At 70.8% G+C, this 16,140-nt stretch carries 11 protein-coding genes and 1 pseudogene; 4 read left to right on the forward strand and 8 right to left on the reverse strand.

The genetic code is table 11. The features are described 5' to 3' along the window. Positions 1-42: 42 nt before the first annotated feature. Complete coding sequence (locus AB0H50_RS00080) at positions 43-5,805, reverse strand: TIR domain-containing protein (RefSeq protein ID WP_357444254.1); 5,763 nt, start codon at positions 5,803-5,805, stop codon at positions 43-45. A 137-nt stretch (positions 5,806-5,942) separates the two neighbouring features. On the opposite strand from AB0H50_RS00080, the gene AB0H50_RS00085 reads away from it, so the two are divergent. Continuing rightward, positions 5,943-7,238 (forward strand): SLC13 family permease, encoded by a 1,296-nt coding sequence (locus tag AB0H50_RS00085; RefSeq protein ID WP_357444257.1) that lies wholly within the window; start codon positions 5,943-5,945, stop codon positions 7,236-7,238. A 13-nt stretch (positions 7,239-7,251) separates the two neighbouring features. Here the strand turns inward: AB0H50_RS00085 and AB0H50_RS00090 are convergent, their stop codons facing one another. The 7 genes from AB0H50_RS00090 to AB0H50_RS00120 form a co-directional block, all read right to left on the reverse strand. Further along, positions 7,252-8,127: an inositol monophosphatase gene (locus tag AB0H50_RS00090; protein WP_357444260.1), complete on the reverse strand. Its 876-nt coding sequence runs from the start codon at positions 8,125-8,127 to the stop codon at positions 7,252-7,254. Further along, the gene (locus AB0H50_RS00095) at positions 8,106-8,792 is read right to left on the reverse strand and encodes a hypothetical protein (RefSeq protein WP_357444262.1); all 687 of its coding nucleotides are present in this window, start codon (positions 8,790-8,792) and stop codon (positions 8,106-8,108) included. The genes AB0H50_RS00090 and AB0H50_RS00095 overlap by 22 nt, the downstream gene beginning before the upstream one ends. Then, positions 8,792-9,682, reverse strand: a complete 891-nt coding sequence (locus AB0H50_RS00100) for a hypothetical protein (RefSeq protein ID WP_357444265.1) — start codon at positions 9,680-9,682, stop codon at positions 8,792-8,794. Before AB0H50_RS00100 ends, AB0H50_RS00095 begins: the two co-directional genes overlap by 1 nt. A 409-nt stretch (positions 9,683-10,091) precedes the next feature. Then, on the reverse strand, positions 10,092-10,355 hold the full coding sequence (locus AB0H50_RS00105; protein ID WP_357444268.1) for a YciI family protein: 264 nt from the start codon (positions 10,353-10,355) through the stop codon (positions 10,092-10,094). Further along, positions 10,352-10,861 (reverse strand): transcription antitermination factor NusB, encoded by a 510-nt coding sequence (gene nusB / locus AB0H50_RS00110; protein ID WP_357447107.1) that lies wholly within the window; start codon positions 10,859-10,861, stop codon positions 10,352-10,354. The genes AB0H50_RS00105 and nusB overlap by 4 nt, the downstream gene beginning before the upstream one ends. 100 nt (positions 10,862-10,961) lie before the next feature. Continuing rightward, positions 10,962-11,525 carry an elongation factor P gene (gene efp, locus AB0H50_RS00115; RefSeq protein ID WP_357444271.1) on the reverse strand — a complete coding sequence of 188 codons (564 nt, stop codon included), beginning with the start codon at positions 11,523-11,525 and terminating at the stop codon, positions 10,962-10,964. A 34-nt stretch (positions 11,526-11,559) separates the two neighbouring features. Next, entirely contained in the window at positions 11,560-12,687 is a 1,128-nt protein-coding gene (locus AB0H50_RS00120; RefSeq protein ID WP_357444274.1) for a Xaa-Pro peptidase family protein, read from the reverse strand. A 287-nt stretch (positions 12,688-12,974) separates the two neighbouring features. On the opposite strand from AB0H50_RS00120, the gene AB0H50_RS00125 reads away from it, so the two are divergent. The 3 genes and pseudogenes from AB0H50_RS00125 to AB0H50_RS00135 form a co-directional block, all read left to right on the forward strand. Continuing rightward, complete coding sequence (locus tag AB0H50_RS00125; RefSeq protein WP_357444277.1) at positions 12,975-13,427, forward strand: prepilin peptidase; 453 nt, start codon at positions 12,975-12,977, stop codon at positions 13,425-13,427. Between the two features lie 165 nt (positions 13,428-13,592). Further along, positions 13,593-14,810, forward strand: a complete 1,218-nt coding sequence (aroC, locus tag AB0H50_RS00130) for a chorismate synthase (RefSeq protein ID WP_357444280.1) — start codon at positions 13,593-13,595, stop codon at positions 14,808-14,810. Then, positions 14,807-15,334, forward strand: a pseudogene (locus AB0H50_RS00135) (shikimate kinase); the annotation flags it as partial. The gene aroC and the pseudogene AB0H50_RS00135, both read left to right, overlap by 4 nt. Between the last annotated feature and the right edge of the window lie 806 nt (positions 15,335-16,140).

The raw sequence follows: 16,140 nt of genomic DNA on the forward strand, positions 1-16,140 counted from the left end.
GCGGCCATCCATACTCCTCGTTGCGACGTTGCGAGAGGAACTCTAATGGTCTCTCATTTCGCGATTCGGCGACCCCAACAGCGGCGCGTCCACCGGGATCTGCTCGACCTCGGGCAGGTAGGGGTCCAGCTCGCCGGACTCGAAGCGGGTCATGCCGATGACGTGCCAGAACTGTCCGGCGATATTGCCCTCGAACTTGTAGCGCCCGTCCGGGGTGAGCGCGGCCCAGCCCTCGGGCAGGCCGAGCAGCATCGCGCGCACGGTGGGCGCGGTGTCGCGTCCGTTCGGGAGGGTCCACAGGATCGCGTTGCCGTCGTCACCGCCACTGGCCAGCCGCCTGCCCGCCGGGTCGAAGGCCAGCGACCATACTCGCCGCTTGTGCCCCTCCATGGTGTGCAGGTGTCGCCCGGTCGCCATGTCCCACAGGCGAATCACCAGGTCGTCGCCCGCCGTGGCCAGCGTGCCGGTGTGCGGGTCGATGGCCGAGGTCCACAGCCTGCCGGTGTGCCTGGTCAGCTCGTGCAGGCAGTCTCCTGATTCGACGTCCCAGATGCGCGCCGTGGCGTCCCAGGACGCGCTGGCCAGCCGGTCGCCGTGGAAGGCCACCGAGTAGACCCGGTCGCCGTGGCCGCGCAGCGCCCGCACGAATCGCCCGGACGACACCTCCCAGAGCCGCACCACCGAGTCGTCGCAGCCCGTCGCCATCAGGGTGCCGTCGGCATCGAACGCGATGGAGCGCACCCGCCCGCGGTGTTCGGCGCAGACCGCGTGGAGCGCGCCGGTGGATCGAACCCAGACGATCACGGTGTCGTCGTCGTTGGCGGTGGCCAGGAAATCACCGGTCGGATCGAAGGCGATCGCCCAGATCGGCGCAGCTTCCACGGTGATGTGCCGTTCGAAGCTGTCGGCGTCGAGATTGAACAGGCTCAGCCGCCCGTCGTTGCCGACGGTGGCGAGCTGGCGCGGGTGCGCCGAGCTGAACACCGCCGACTCGAAGGTGAGCAGCCGGTCGTCGCTGCCGACCAGACGGCGAACCATCCTGCCGGACAACGGGTCCCACAGTCGCACCAGGCCGTCGTTGCCGCAGGCAGCGAGCAGGTCGCCACCGCAGCTGAAGCTCACCGAGGTGACCTGGCGGCCGTGCCCGGTGAGGGTATGGCGGCACACGCCGGTCGCCGGATCCCACAGCCGAGTGGTGAACTGGTCGTCGGTGATGGCCAGCTGTGCACCGTCGGGCCGGAACGCGAACGGCCAGATCGAGCCGGTGTGCGCCGTGAGCCGGTGCCGCAACTGCGCCGACTCGCTCTCGCGCAGGCAGACCAGCCCCGCGCTGTCCCCGGAGGCGAGCACCGCGCCGCTCGGATCGAAGGCGAGCCAGTAGATGGCGGCGTTGTGCTCGGCGGGCGCGTGCCGTGCCTCTCCGGTCGCGACGTCCCAGGTGCGCAGTCCCCCGTCGGTGTCGCCGCTGGCCAGCAGCGGCAGGGTTGGATGAAAGGCCAGGGTGTAGACGCGGCCGGTGTGGCCTGCCAGCGTGCGGACCGGGCGGCAAGTGGCCAGGTCCCACAGCGTCAGCGCGCCGTCCACGCCGCCGACCGCGAGCAACGTCCCGGACGGATCGAACGCGATGCGGAACACCGAGCCGCCCGCACCCTCGAATTCGCCGCGCTGCCTACCGGTTTCGATATCCCAGAGCCGGACGACGCCGTCACGGTAGGCCGCGGCCAGCACCGTGTCGTGCATGGCCAGGCTGTAGATCAGCTCCCGCCCGCCCGACGCGGGCACGCATTCGTGGCGCAGCTCGCCGCCGGGCAGCGACCACAATCGCAGCACGCCCTCGGCGTCGCCGGTCACCAGCAGCTCCCCCGCCGGGCTCAGCAGCACCGGCCACGGCCAGTTCTGGTGGCCGGGCAGAATGCGGCGCAGCTCGCCGGTCATCGCGTCCCAGATGCCGACGGTGCGGTCGTGCGAGCCGGTGATGAGCACCGAGTCGGTGAACGCCACCGCGAAGGTGCGGGCGCGGTGGGTCTGCAGCGTGCGCAGCGGCCGACCGGTCTCGGTGTCGCAGATCAAGACGCCGCCGTCGTCGCTGCCGATCGCCAGGGTGCCGCCGTCGGGACTGTAGGCAACCGGCTGCGGCAGCCTGCCGTGCCTGGCGTGGAAACCGTGCCGTACGCCGATGGCCGCCGGGGCGAATTCGGTCTGCGCGGCGGTACCTGGCACCCACGCGGCGCCGCGCAGGTCGGTGCCGCTCGGTGCGCCGATCACCTCCAGCAGGGCGGCCCGCGCCCAGCGGCTGCCCGCTCCCCGCGCGCCGGTCAGGTCGGTGCGGGCCAGCCGCGCCCTGGTCAGATCGGCGTCGGTGAGATCGGCGCCGACCAGCACGGCCTCGTCGAGACGGGCACCGACCAGGCGCGCGCCGCGCAAGACCGCGCGCGTGAGATTCGCGCCCACCAGCCGGGCGCCGGTCAGGTCCGCGCCGCTGAGATCCACGCCTTGCAGGTCGCGGTAGGACAGGTCCTCGCCCGCCAGCGCCGCGCCGCGCAGATCGGCGGTCGGCGCGGTGCGCAGCCGGGTGGTGACCCGCAGCGCGTTGGTGCGCGAGTTGTCGTCGCAGGCCGCGTCGGCCAGCACCGCCTCAGCCCAGCCGCGCAGCGCTTGGGTGTCGGCAAGATCGCACAGGAAGTCGATGGACAGCTGCGACAGCTGCGCCTGTGCGAGCTGCGGCGGCGCGACCGCGCCGGACGCGAACTGCTCGGCGACGTGGTTGGCCACCAGCCATTCGGTCACCGAGGCGTGGATGAAGCCGAAGAGATTCTCCTCGGTACGCACCAGCAGGCTGCCCGAGCCGATGGCGTGCGTCGACTGCTGCACCGACATCCGGTGCGGGCCGCTCAGCTCGACGAGATCCCTTGCCACCTCGGTCAACTCGGCCAACCGCAGGTAGGGCTCGCCCTTGTCCCAGATGCGCAGCGCGAAGGCGGTGACCGCCAGCCACAGTTCGTCCAGGCGCAGCCCGGGAAGCGATCCGGCGACGGTGGCGGTGCGGTCGGCCTCGTAGGTCAGCCAGGAATCGAGGATCTCCCGGTACAGCCCGGCCGGACCGACCGCCTGCTTCGCGCCCGCGGCGGCGCGCAGGCGGCGCTCGTTCAGATCGGCGATGAAGCTGAGCATGCGCGGATTCTGGGCCAGGCCGAGCAGGTCTTCGATGCCGGTGATCAAGCGCATCCTGGCGTCGGCGCGGCGCGCGTCGCCGCCGTACCGGTTGGTGAGAAAGGCCCTGATCTGCGCGGGGGCGAAGTCCTCGATGCTCACGATGCGCCGGTCGTGCAGCAGACCCACCCGCTCGCCGAGTGCGGTCAGCACCTGGGCGCGCGACTCGAAATGCTGGGTGCGGCTGGCCACGATGATCTTCGCCTTGCCGACCGCCGCCTGCAGCAGCGTCTCCAGGTGGTCGGCGGCGAATTCGTAGCTGATGCGGGTGACGAGCTCGTCGAAGCCGTCGAACAGCAGCACCACCCGGCCCTCGCGCAGCATGTAGCGCAGCGCCTTCAGGTCGATGCGGTCCTCGCCGTGGTTCGCCAGGTGGGCCGCGACCAGCCCGTCCACCGAGTGGGTCTTGTCGAGGGTGCGCAGTTCGATGAGGATCGGCACCAGCGCGGGCTTGGTCTCGGTGATGCGGCGGGCCAGTTCCCGCAGCGCGAACGTCTTGCCGCGCCCGAAATCGCCGAGCAGCAGCACGAATCGGCCGTGATCGGCGCTCGCCATGCGGAGCAGTTCGCCGACCAGGTCGTCGCGGATCAGCTGATCGCCGTGCTCGAGCACCCGAAAACGTTGCGGCACATAGAGTTCGGGCGGATACCTGCGGTCCGAACGGAGCGCGGCGGCCTGTGCGGTGAGGTAGCCGTCCAGGTCGAGCAGGCCCTGGAACTCGGTGAAACTGCGCACCCGAAGACCGTGGCTCGCGGCTTCCTCGCGCAGCGAGCGCGGCGGCGCGACACCCCGGTAGACCAGCTCCGAACCGTATTCCGGATCATGGCCGAGGAAGTCCTCGATCACCTGCCTCGTCATATCGCCGACGTGCACGCCGACCCGCCACTGCGCCACCACCTCGTCGCGCTGGTGGGTGATGAACAGGTGCGGCGGATCCACCTCGACACGGCGGATCCGCGCGCCCGGATACCGCGTGTCGCACACCTCGGCGACGCGGTCGAGCAGCCTGCGGTGCGGGTCGACGATCGCGGGCGCGTCGGCGGCGGGCGCCAGCGCCTCCTGTTCCTCGACGGCCAGTTCCGCCGCCGCGGAGGTGGACAGCGCCGCGGCCGAGTGAATCCACGTGTGTTCCAGCCGCGCTCCCGGCTCGCCGGGCGTCGCGTCCTGAGCGCTGTAGCGCGCCAGGCCCTCGGCGGTGATGTGCACGATCTCGTCGCGGCCCGGCGCGGCGGCGGGCAGTACCGGAAGCACACCGCCGAGCCGATCCAGGTGCCGCCCGCCGGGGCCAGGGCCGTGCAGCAGCAGATGCAACCGGTTGCCGAGCAGCCGGGACAGCGTCTCGGCATCGCGCAGCAGCGCCGGATCGTGCGGGGCCGCCGCGGAGCCGGGCACCGGATCGTGCCGCAGCACGCCGACCCGCAGCCAGCCCAGTTCCTCGAAGGCGCGCAGTCGTTCGGCGAACCAGGCGGCCTGAGGTTCGCCGATGCTGCCGTGGTCGTCCTCGGCGCGGTGGGTCGCGGCCATGGTCGAGTTCAGACCCGCGACCACCACCCGCAGTTCGGGAATCGGGAACAGCGTCCACGGCTGCCCGACGTCGAACACCAGGTGGTCCAGCCCCTGGTACAGCTCGCCGAACAGGCGCGCGAACTGCTCGAGCTTGGGGAAGTACGGCGGCTGCGGTGTGCGTTCGCGCGCCTCGCAATTCAGGAAGTAGGCGTGACAAGCCACCTTCGACACGTCGTGGTTGCCGGGCACCACGATCAGCCGGTCGGGTTCCAAGCCGAGCAGCACCCGCAGCCCCGTGAGGAACGACAGCGCCTCGTCCACCTCGCGCGGCCGCCCGGATTCGGTCAGATCGCCGCTCACCACGATCAGGTCCGGTCGCGGCGCGCCGCGGTCGACGAGGTGCGTCACGTTCGCCCAGATCCTGGACTGGAGTTCCCGCGCGGTGGCCGGTTCGTCGCGACCGAACAGGCCGCGGCCGAAGCGCGGGCCCGCCACGTGCAGCACGCTGACGCCCTCGCGGTGTTCCTCCCGCGCACCACCGGGAAAGGGCGGGGCCGCAACGGGAGTCCGGCGGCCGAGCGCGGATTCGACCGTGCCGCCGTGCTCCTCGTCGGCGAACACGGGCAGTGCCGCGTGTCCGTCGTGCGGGAAACCGGGCTCGATTCGCGGCTTGGCCCGGCCCGCGAGCATTTCCGCCACCCGATCCAGCAGCGTCCGGCGCGCCTCCTCGGCCGTCCTGACGTTCAACAGGTCCAGGTAGGTGAGGGTGGCGAGCAGTCCCTCCAGCGCGCAGTCGGCGATGCGCACCGGCAGCAGCTTGCCGGGATCGGTGCGGAAGGCGGCCTGCCACTCCATGGTTCCGTAGCGCGAGTTCAGGTAGTTGTCCGACAGCACGGCGATGACCACCGTCGACTCGCGTACCCCGCGATCCATGAAGTCGATGAAGTTCGTCCCCGGCACGAAATCCCAGGCCTGGATCAGGGTTCGATAGCCGGCGGCCTCCAACTGCCAGGCCAGCCAGCTCGCCCACCGACCATCCGCAGGGGAGTAGCTGATGAAGAAGTCGCGTGCCCGCCCCTGCTCTGCCACGTCCCCAGTATGCCCGCCGTTCCCGGCACCGGGTGCCGAAAACAACTGGCACCGTGCACATCACGTCGTGAGCGTGGGCGCTTGGGTCGATCGGAGTACGGCGCGGATGGGGGTGCCGCGGCGCGCCGGATGCCATCATGAGTTACGTGCCCGATCACGTCGACTCCGCGCCGTGTCCCCCGTCGTCGCCCGATGCGGCGGCGCCGGACCGCCCGCGTAAGGGGCTCGGCTTCCGATCCGTCCGTCGAAGTCTCAGCGTGCTGGATTGGGTGCGGCTCGGCCTGTTGGCGGCCGGGCTGCTGTGCATGCTCACCGGTCTGCTGCCGCGGGACGAGGCGGCCGAGAACATGCGCCGCATCGGTCCGCTCCTGCTGTTCCTCGGCAGCGTCATCGTGCTGGCCGAATTGACGAGGCAGGCGAAGGTTTTCGATGTCATCGCGCACCGTCTGGCGATCCTGGGGCGCGGAAACTACGCGGCGCTGTTCGCGTTGTGCGTGCTGTTCGCCTCGGCGACGACCATCCTGCTCAATCTGGACACCACCGCGGTGCTGCTGACGCCGGTGATGCTGGCGCTGGCCGCACCCGCCCGCATCCCCCCGCTCCCGCTGGCGATGACCACGCTGTGGCTGGCCAACACCGCGAGCCTGCTGCTTCCGGTGTCGAACCTGACCAATCTGCTGGCCGCCGACCGGGTGGCACTGGACGCGACCGAATTCGCCGCCAGAATGTGGGCGCCGCAGCTCGTTTCGATCGCGGCCACGATGCTGTGCCTGTGGGCCTGGTTCTGGCGACGCGACCGGCGCGGCAGCGAGCGCTACGTTCCGCCGGAGCCGGTCCGCCCGCGCAACGCGAAGGAACGCGCGCTGCTCTACGCGACGGCCGGGGCGTGCCTGCTGTTCATCGTCGCCATCCCGGTCCTCGGCGAGAGCATCGGCATCGCGGCGGTGCTGGCCGCGGCGATCGCGGTCACCGCCTTCGCGCTGCTCGACCGTTCGGTGCTGCGCTTATCGCTGATTCCCTGGCAGCTCCTGGTTTTCGTGGTCGGGCTCTTCCTGGTGGTGCCGACGCTGAGCCGCCTCGGCCTCTCCGACGTGATGCACGCGCTGATCGGCGACGACGCGGGCGCGGCGGGCGCCTTCCGCGCCGCGGCGGCGGGGGCGGCGCTGTCCAACGTCGCCAACAACCTGCCCGCCTACACCGCCGGTGAGGCGGTGGTGCCGCCCGAGAACGGTGATCAGCTGCTCGCCTTGTTGATCGGCACCAACGCCGGTCCGGTCGTCACCCCGTGGGCGTCGCTGGCCACCCTGCTCTGCCTCGAGTTCTGCCGCACGCACGGCGTGCGCGTCCCGATGACTCGCTTCGTCCTGACCGGTCTCGGTCTCGCGCTGCTGGCCACCACGGGCGCGGTCGCCGCGCTGCTCGTCACCGGCTGATCGAAACCGCGGGCTAGCCGCCGAGACCGGTCACGGTGACATCGGCCGCCGACTTCACCAGAAGAGTCAGATCGGAGAGCATATCCGGCCGCGCGGCCAGGAAGCTGACTTCCTGGCCGACCGGATCGATCCGGTCGTCGAGCGGCGCGCCGTCGAAACCGGTGAGGGTGATGCCGGATTCCCGTGCGATGAGACTGCCCGCGGGCAGGTCGACCACCCCGGCGCGATAACCGACGAAGCCGTCGATATCACCGCGGCTCAGCATGATCCAGCACAGCAGCGGTGACCACAGCTGAATGAGCCGCCGTGCGCCGGATTCCAGGGTGAGGCGCAGCGCGCGGGCCGTCGGGTCGGTGCGGGCGACCGGATAACCCTGGAGCCAGGCCAACGTCGGCCCGGCGAGCGGCGGGGGTGTCCGCGGCCGGCGCAGCGGACCGTTCGGACCCGTTGCGCCGTGCCCGCGCCTGGCCGACCAGGTGCGCCCTGTGGTGGGCTCGTGGACGACGCCGAAGACCGGAACGCCGTAGTGGCACAGGGCGATTCCGATGGAGTACACCGGCAGGCCGACGGCGATGTTGTTGGTGCCGTCGAGCGGGTCGACCACCCAGCACCAGGCCTCGTCGGCGCCATCGAGCAGACCGGACTCCTCGGCCAGGATGCGGTGGTCCGGGAACGCGCGGCGCAGCCTGCCCACGATGATGGCCTCGGAGCGCAGATCGAGGGTGGTGACCAGATCGCCGGAGCCGCCCTTGGGACGCACCTCCAGCGCACCGCTCAGTCCGGCGCGGATCGCGAGCCCCGCCTCGGCGGCCGCGGCGATCGCGATGTCGGCGGCGAAGGCTACGACGGCGTCGTTCGGCGCCACGTTCATGGTGTTGCCGGGTCGCATCGCTCCTCCAGGTCTTCGGGCAGGGACTGGTCGCTCAATCGGTGCAGGACGGCACGGGCCAGCGCACCCGTCTCCGCCTCCGTGCACGTGACGCGGTGCACCCAGTGATCGTCGCCGCCGAGCGCGCCGAGCGACAGATCTGGTTCGCCGGGCCGGTACTCGCCGAGCACCAGGGTGGCCGCGGCGCCGGGCACATCGGACACGTGGAACACGCCGTGGCGCAATGTGTACACGTCGCCGTCGCGGAAGAACTCCCTGGACCGCACGCGGTAACCGGCCATCCGCGGCGTCGCGCGCACCAAATCGCCCTCGGCGCCGCTGTGCACCTCGAAGATCCGGTGGGTCGGCCGCGCGTCGGCGGTGACGTCGATGATCTCGTTGATCACCGTGCCGTACAGCACGCTGCTCACCAGATCCCAGCTGTGCGCGTGCATCGTCGACGTGGTCGGGTGCGGCCGCCCGCCCTCGCTCCAGACGTGCAGACACACCCCGAGCGTGCCGCCGCGCCAGACGGGAAAACACGCGAACCCCAACGGATGTCGCACCGCGGCCACCACCGTGCGGCCCGCGAGCAGAGCCGCGAGATAGTCGCGCGCCCAGCCGCGCACCGCGGTCCCCGCCCCGTCGGCGGCGATCAGGGAGCGGAGTTCGGCGAAGGCGTTCATCAGTACGGATTCCTCGGCTGCAGCGCGCGGCGCACGACATCGGCCACGTCGCGGTCGGTGTAGGAAGCGGGCAGGCTCAGGTCGAGCGCGTCGAACAGGGCGCGCGCCTGATCGACGGACGGCTCGTCGGCCAGCGGTAGTTCCTCGCTGCGGCTCAGCGGCACCTGGCGGGTCTGTTTGAAACTGGCGACCAATTCGCGGTTGAAGTCGCGGTAGTAGGGCTTGTCGCGTTCGAACATCAGCGCGGGGGTGTTCGGGTTGTCCTGTGTGACGATGACGCAGCTCGAGGACAGGTCCCAGCGGAAGGTGGTCATCACCGAGGAGAGCCCGACGTCGATGGTCAGGAACGTGAATCGTTGCCGGTACCAGCAGGCGGCCAGCACCGTCGCGAACGCCTCCTTGCGGGTACGGTCGGTAGTCCACTGCTCACCGGTGCGGTCGGCCTCGGGCGTGAGCGAGGAACGGAACTGCGCGTAGGTCTTGCACAACGGCTCGTTGGTCGGGTCGAGGATCTCCAATTGCATACGCAGTGGCCGTTGTTCGCGCCGGGCGTTCTCCACGCAGGCCCGTAGCGTGACGGCACGGATGTAGGTTCCGGTGCCGCCCTTGAAGATCCACTGTTCGGTGTCGCGGCGGGCCAGGGTGTGCGCGTGCCCGATCTCGGGGCCGTAGAGCAACCGCACCGACGTCGCGTCGCGCACCGCCTGCGCCGACAGGTGCCGATCGCGCAGCAACGTGGTCGCCAGCAGGCCGAGTACCAGCAGCACGACGCCGTTCACCTGGTCGATATCGATCAGATCGAGCACCGCGAGAACTCCGACGACCAACGCGAGCACCAGCGCGACCACGCCGTCGATGTTGGTCCGCAGCCAGCTCAGCAGCCGTGCCATGCACCGCCCTCCCCTGTGTTTCCACCAGGATAGGCGCATTCGGCAGGGTCCGAGCGTGGTTACCGGAGAAGTCCTGTGCGCCAACGATTCAGCTTGGGCTACCGGATTGCGCGAATGGGAAGCCCGGGGCCGATAGCATGATGCGCGTCCGGGCTCACTCGAGGAGTGCGGGGCTGTGCGGCGCCGAGACCGGTGCGCCAGTCGCGCAGGCGCGATCGGCGGTGACTCGCGCCGTACCGTATTGACCTCGAGCGCACTAGAGGTATCAGGATCACTGACGTGCCCGGCGCCGGGCCTCCGGGTCGACACCGGCGGTGGGCACAACCCGACCCGGGACACCGCAGACGTCCCGGCGGCTCCCGCCGGGCCCAGTACACCCACCGGCGGGAGCCGGATCGGGCGGCGCCGATCAGGCGGAGACGGTGATCTCCCACTCGTACACGGTGAGTTCCGAGGCGCCGGTGGTATGCACCGGGTCGGAAAAAGCGATCCCGCGGGCCGCCGCGAGGCTTTCGGCGCGGATCACGTAGGCCCCGCCGGTGCCGTCGGTGAAGCGGCCGCTCTCCACGAGCTGCCCGCGTTCGACCAACCCGTTCAGGAACGCCTTGTGCGGTTCGATGACCGCGGGGTCGAAGCGCGGCGTGCGCATGACCATGACCAGGTACTTGTTCACGCCTCGGGCTCCTGGCGCGGGGCGCGGGTCGCGGCCGCCGCGGCGCGCACCTGCGGGGCGACCAGCACGACCTGACCGAGCACGCCGTTGACGAACGACGGCGAGTCGTCGGTCGACAGTTCCTTGGCCAGCTCCACGGCCTCGTCGACGGCCACCACCGGCGGAACGTCGTTGGCGTGGAACAACTCCCACACGGCGATGCGCAGAATCGCGCGGTCCACCGCTGGCAAACGGGACAGCGTCCAGTCCTGCAGGTAGGACTCGATGGTGCCGTCCACGCGGTCCAGGTCGTCGGCGACGCCCTCGACCAGGGTCCTCGTGTAGGCGTGCACCGGGGCGACGCTCTGGTCCTTCGTGGCCAGGTCGACGCGTTCGTCGAGCAGCTCGGCGGCGTCGATGTCGCGGGCCTCCGCCTCGAACAGCAGGTCGACGGCGCGACGCCGGGCCTTGTGCCTGGCGCCCAGCTTCTTGAACGCGGATTTCTTGTCTGCGGGCTGTTCCGGCACGGTCACATCATCCCCGTCGTTGGCGTATCAGGGCGGCAGGAGCGCCTGCCACGGTGGTCCAGCCACCGGGCCTCGCGCTCCCGCCGCAAGCGACCGGTGATCAGGCGTTGACGCGGCCGAGGTAGCTGCCGTCGCGCGAGTCGATGCGCAGCTTGTCGCCGGTGTTGATGAACAGCGGCACCTGCACCTCGGCGCCGGTCTCCAGGGTGGCGGGCTTGGTGCCGCCGGTGGAACGGTCGCCCTGCAAGCCGATGTCGGTGTGCTGCACGACGAGCTCGATGGAGACCGGGAGCTCGACGAACAGCGGCTCGCCCTCGTGCACGGCCACCTGAACGCCCATGTTCTCCAGCAGGAAGCGGGCGCCGTCGCCGATGGTGGCCTCGGCGATCGAGATCTGGTCGTAGGTCTCGCCGTCCATGAAGATGTAGTCGGAGCCGTCGTGGTACAGGTAGGTCATGTCGCGACGGTCGACGGTCGCGGTCTCCACCTTGACACCCGCGTTGAAGGTCTTGTCGACCACCTTGCCGGACACGACGTTCTTCAGCTTGGTCCGCACGAAGGCGGGGCCCTTACCCGGCTTGACGTGCTGGAACTCGACGATCTGCTGGAGCTGACCGTCGATCTTCAGCACGAGGCCGTTCTTGAAGTCGCTGGTGTCCGCCACTGTCTTCGGATCTCCTGTTCTCAGGTAACCGGCGTCATTCGACGACGGTCAGGTCTTTGCTGGTGTGGGTGAGCAGCTCAGGGCCCCCTTCGCGCACCACGAGCGTGTCCTCGATTCGGACGCCGCCGCGGCCGGGAAAGTACACACCTGGTTCGACGGTCACCGCCACGCCGGATAGAAGTGTACCGGTTCCGTTTTTCATGATTCCCGGCGCTTCGTGGATACGCAGGCCGACGCCGTGCCCGAGACCGTGTACGAACAGCTTGCCGTGGCCCGCCGCCTCGATCACCGAGCGCGCCGCCGCGTCCACCTCACCAGCCTGCGCGCCGGGCCGCAGCGCCTTGCGGCCGGCCCGCTGTGACTCCACCACCAGGGAGTACACCTCGCGCTGCCAATCGGACGGGCGTCCGAGCACGAAGGTGCGGGTCATATCGGAGTGGTAGCCGCCGACCACCGCGCCGAAATCGATCTTCACGAAATCGCCCGCGGCCAGGACGGCGTCGGTCGGGCGGTGATGCGGTATCGCGGAATTGGCGCCCGCGGCGACGATGGTCTCGAAGGCGACCGCCTCGGCGCCGTGCTCGTACATCGCCCATTCCAGGTCACGAGCGACCTCGCGCTCCGTGCGTCCCGGGCGCAGTCCGCCGCGCTCGAGCAGCGTGGCCAGCCCGGCGTCGCCCGCGGCGCACGCCTTGCGCAGCTGTCCGACCTCGTACGCGTCCTTGACCATGCGCAACTGCTCGACCAGGCCGGGGGTTGCCACCAGCTCCAGCCCGGTCTTCTGCTCGACGAAACCGCGGTGCTGGTCGACGGTCACCACGTGGCTCTCGAAGCCGACCCGGCCGAGCTGCCACTCCCCCGCCAGCTCCACGATCCGCCGTGCGGTGGCGCGGGCGATCTCGGCGCGCAGATCGGGCGCCTGCTCGGTGACCTGGCTGCGGTAGCGGCCGTCGGTGCCGATCACGGTGCGCTCCTCCGCGTTGCGCATGTCCCAGGAGTACACGAGCAGCGTGGCGTTGGAGCCGGTGAACCCGGTCAGATACCTGATGTTCACCAGGTCGGTGACCAGCAGCGCGTCGACCTCGTTCTCCACAAGCAGACTGCGCAGCGCACCGCGGCGCGCCGCGTAGTCGGGCCCGGGGCCCGCGTGATCAGCTGACATGGGTCAAAGCTACCGCCGACACGCGGTGGTGCGGCACTCCAACACCCGAACCGTCACCTCGGCGGGCCCGGACGGAGGGCGGGCCGCGCGGGCGGGAACTCGAATTCGTGGGATCAGCCGCCGTATCGCCGACGGCGGGTAGAACGCGGTGCCCCGCGGCTGTCGAGCCGCGTCCGCCCTCGGCTTCTGCACGATTCCGATCCGATCGATATTCACATGCGCTGCGGTTATGCACATTTCGCATCGACCGCTACGAAATGCCCGGCGGATCAACGAGGGTGGATCGCATGCCATACATAGCGTTCGCGGTGCTCACGGGATGGTGTGCGGTGCTGAGCCTTTTCGATCTTCGGCAACGCAGACTGCCCAACGCGCTGACCGGATGGGGCGCCTTCGGCGTCTTCGGATACGCCCTGTTCACAACACAATTCACAGCCGCGACGGCCGGGGCGGCGCTCCTCGCCGCGCCCTATCTCGCGGTGCATCTCGCCGCGCCCGCCTGCCTCGGCGCCGGCGACGCGAAGCTGGCAGTGGGGCTCGGCGCGGCCGCCGGATTGGGTGGAGCGCAGGCGTGGGTCTGGGCGGCGATGGCCGCGCCGGTGTTCACGGCGTGCGCCGCCGTGGCGGTTCTGGTCCGCCATCGGATCGCCGCCGGTGCACGTGCGCGGCCGAGCATCGTTGCGCACGGCCCGTCCATGTGTCTAGCGACCTTGCTGGCTTTGGCGGTTCCGAGCGGGTGACCGTCGGCTGGTCTGGTCGGACGCCGGGCCGCGGCGAGCGAAGACGTGCGTCCCTGGGCCGGCTGGCGATATCCAATAGACAGGACTGGCACGCGAGATCGCGCCGATGACGTGCCGGTGATCACGGCGGACCGGATGCGGGTCCGACCGTGCCGACATGGAAGGATGGACAGCGTGCTGCGCTGGATAACTGCCGGAGAATCCCATGGTCCCGCCCTCGTCGCCCTCCTCGACGGGATGGTCGCGGGTGTCGAAGTGACGTCCGAGGACATCTCCGCTCAGCTCGCGCGCCGCAGGCTCGGGTACGGGCGCGGCGCCCGGATGAAGTTCGAGGCCGACAAGGTGACGATGATCGGCGGCGTGCGCCACGGGCGCACCATGGGCGGTCCGGTCGCCATCGAGGTGGCCAACTCCGAGTGGCCCAAGTGGACGACCGTCATGTCCGCGGACCCCGTCGATCCCGCCGAACTGGCCGATCTGGCCCGCAACGCTCCGCTGACCCGGCCCCGCCCCGGCCACGCCGACTACTCGGGCATGCTCAAGTACGACTTCGACGACGCGCGCAACGTGCTCGAGCGCGCGAGCGCGCGGGAGACGGCCGCCCGCGTCGCCGCGGGGACCGTGGCGCGCAACTTCCTGCGCCAGGCCTTCGGCGTCGAGGTGGTCTCGCACGTGGTCTCGATCGGCGGCGCCGCCAACACCACCGGCGTGACGCCCACCGCCGCGGATCTGGACGCCGTCGACGCCAGCCCGGTGCGCGCGTTCGACGCCGAGGCCGAGGCGGCGATGATCGCCGAGATCGAGGCGGCCAAGAAGGACGGCGACACCCTCGGCGGCGTCGTCGAGGTGATCGTGGAGGGTCTTCCGGTCGGGCTCGGCTCGTTCGTCAGCGGCGAGAACCGTCTCGATTCCCGGCTGGCGGCGGCGCTCATGGGCATTCAAGCCATCAAGGGCGTCGAGGTCGGCGACGGTTTCGAGACCGCGCGCAGGCGCGGCAGCCAGGCGCACGACGAGATGCGCCCCGGTCCCGACGGCGTACTGCGCTCCACCAACCGCGCGGGCGGCCTGGAAGGCGGCATGACCAACGGCGAACCGCTGCGGGTGCGCGCGGCCATGAAGCCGATCTCCACGGTTCCCCGCGCCCTGTCCACCGTCGACATGAGCACCGGCGAGGAGGCCGTGGCCATCCACCAGCGCTCGGACGTGTGCGCCGTGCCCGCCGCGGGCGTGGTGGCCGAGGCGATGGTGGCCCTGGTGGTCGCGCAGGCCGCGCTGGAGAAGTTCGGCGGCGACTCGGTGAACGAGACCGTCGAGAACATCACCAGCTACGTCAAGCGGATCGGCATCCGCCCGCACGTTCCGGCGGACAGTCGGCCGCAATGATCGTGCAGACCGACCCGCGCGCACCGCGCGTGGTGCTGGTCGGACCGCCGGGGGCGGGGAAATCGACGATCGGCCGCAAGCTCGCCAAGGAACTCGGCGTCGAGCTGTACGACACCGACGCGGGCATCGAGCGCGAAACCGGTCGCACCATCCCCGAGATCTTCGCCGACGACGGGGAACCGGAGTTCCGCCGGATCGAGGAGCGGGTGGTGCGCCGCGCCATTCTCGCCGAGCGCGGCGTGGTCTCGCTCGGCGGCGGCGCGGTGCTGTCCAAGGACACCAGGGCGCTGCTGCGCAACCGGACGGTGGTGTACCTGGAGATCAGCGTGGCCGAGGGACTGCGGCGCACCGGCGCGAGCAACCAGCGCCCGCTGCTCAACGGCGACGACCCCGGCACGAAGTACCGGGAGCTGATGCGCAAGCGCCGCCCGCTGTACCGCGAGGTGGCCACGGTGCGGGTGCGCACCGACGGGCGCAGCCCCGGCCGCGTGGTGCGGATGATCCTGGACAAGCTAGGGATCGAACCCGTCACGCCGAGCGCGGACCCCGAACCCGAAGCCGCCGCGGCGAATCGCGGCGCCGACCGGACGCCGGAAGACCAGGGCAGCAGCCGATCCCGAGCCCGCCGCCGGGCCAGGGCTCGTGCGGCTGCCCGCCGCGCAGCGGCCAAGGAAAACAGCGCCGCGGCCAAGAAGAACAGCGCGGCGGCCAAGGAAAACAGCGCGGCGCCCAAGGAAGACGGCGCGGCCGACAAGGCGAACGGGGAGATCACGCAGGCGGCGCCGGGCGCACGATCCGACGCCTCGACAACGGAATCCACCGCCTCCGAAGGCACGGCTTCCGGCAGACGCCGCCCGCGACGCAGGCGATCCTCGGCCCGCACGCCATCGGCCGAACCGAATCGCACCGCCTCCGCCGCGCCTGGTTCGGAGACCAGGTCTTGGCTCCCGCGGCTCGTCACCTCCGGCGCGCGACCCGACGAGACCGGCGCGACGCCTGCCTCGGGTCGAGCCCGCCGCCCCAGGGCGTGCCGCCCCGCCGGTGCGCCGAACCCCGGCGGTGCCGCCAAGGCAGCCGTTCCCCTTGCGGGACAAGCCGATTCGGCGGCTCCGACATCGAAGAACGCGGAGCCCGCGACGGACAAGTCGGCCATCGGGCGCGACCGGCCGGGGCGCCGCGCCGCGTCCCTCGCACCCACCGAGCCGAGCGCGCACCCGGCGGCGGCAGAATCAGCACCGAAGACCACTTCCAGCGGCCGCGCCCGGCGCGCCCGCGCTCGCCGCGCCCGCGGGCGAGCACTCGAGCAACCGGCACGAACAGAATCGGAGCA

Source organism: Nocardia sp. NPDC050793 (assembly GCF_040654065.1).
Lineage (GTDB): Bacteria > Actinomycetota > Actinomycetes > Mycobacteriales > Mycobacteriaceae > Nocardia.